This is a genomic window from Mesorhizobium sp. M7A.F.Ca.US.006.04.2.1 (assembly GCF_004022915.1).
Lineage (GTDB): Bacteria > Pseudomonadota > Alphaproteobacteria > Rhizobiales > Rhizobiaceae > Mesorhizobium > Mesorhizobium ciceri.
The window spans coordinates 1-942 of record NZ_RZQA01001389.1; the positions used below are offsets into that span (position 1 = coordinate 1).

A 942-nucleotide genomic window follows, 5' to 3' on the forward strand; every position below is an offset into this window, starting at 1 on the left:
GGCGAGGAGCGCGAGCGCCTCGACGCGGTCAGCCGGCCGCCCTTGCTCTATCCCTACTGGCACCAGCAGCTGACGGCAAAGGACCGCTTTGGTGCCGCCGATCTGGTGATTGACCGAAGCGGCATCTGATCGGCAAATCGACGGCGATAGGTATCGCCGCCGCAATGATGGGCGTGGCCCCATCATTGCGGCGCGCATCTTGCAAGCCTGGCCATCATCGACGCACTATCGCTTCAGCTGTTGTGTTTGACGGCTAATGCTCCTAGGCAGGACCAGAGCCGCGAGGCAGTGAAAAAGGAGCCGATATGGCGCGACCACCAAACTACGATCAGGAACGCAAGGAACGCGACCGCCAGAAGGCGGCCAAGAAGGCCGAGAAGCTGGCAGCCAAGGTTGCAGCGAGGGAACGTTCGAAGCCCGAAGACGAGACTGAAGCCGAAACCGAAACGGCAAAGTGACGGCAAAAGGCCCGCAGATGCGGGCCGTGCCTCAATCCGGATTGCCGCCTCGGATGTCGCCTTGTGTCAGGCCGGCGCCTTGTCGCTGACAAAGACGTCCACTTCGCGCGCCGCCGCAATGAAGGCGCGCCTGGCGTTCATCGCCGGCTTGTCGCCGGCGAGTGCGTCATGGCAGGCCTGCAGGGCCGCGCGATGCTTGGGGCTGCGCTTGCCGGGCCAGCTGTTGAGGAGGTAGTCGGAAGCCTCACGCGCCGTGCGCAAGAGCTGAGTGCTTCCCGCCGCGACTGACTTCACAGTCACAGGTGTTTCAAATCGGTTGTTTTCCATCGCCGCTCCTTACGCCATCGGCGTCTGCGAAGCGAGGGCGAAAGTGCGCACACGTCCAGACGCCGCTTTGCGCCCCTTCATCCGCCTTAAGCAGCAACGACGGCAAAGCCTCTGGCGCGAAGACCGCGCCGATCGTTGGCGAGCGACGTCACCAGCC

At 63.7% G+C, this 942-nt stretch carries 2 protein-coding genes and 1 pseudogene; 2 read left to right on the forward strand and 1 reads right to left on the reverse strand.

The window, feature by feature from the left end; translation table 11 throughout:
• Positions 1–129: pseudogene (locus tag EN925_RS41305) on the forward strand (aldo/keto reductase); the annotation flags it as partial.
• Positions 130–305: 176 nt separating this feature from the next.
• On the forward strand, positions 306–458 hold the full coding sequence (locus EN925_RS37520; RefSeq protein WP_013532262.1) for a hypothetical protein: 153 nt from the start codon (positions 306–308) through the stop codon (positions 456–458).
• A gap of 66 nt (positions 459–524) precedes the next feature.
• Here the strand turns inward: EN925_RS37520 and EN925_RS37525 are convergent, their stop codons facing one another.
• The gene (locus EN925_RS37525) at positions 525–758 is read right to left on the reverse strand and encodes a DUF982 domain-containing protein (RefSeq protein WP_244506945.1); all 234 of its coding nucleotides are present in this window, start codon (positions 756–758) and stop codon (positions 525–527) included.
• Between the last annotated feature and the right edge of the window lie 184 nt (positions 759–942).

Coding starts and splice junctions, on each gene's coding strand:
- EN925_RS37520 (WP_013532262.1), top strand. CDS start 306: ATGGCGCGACCACCAAACTACGATCAGGAACGCAAGGAACGCGACCGC.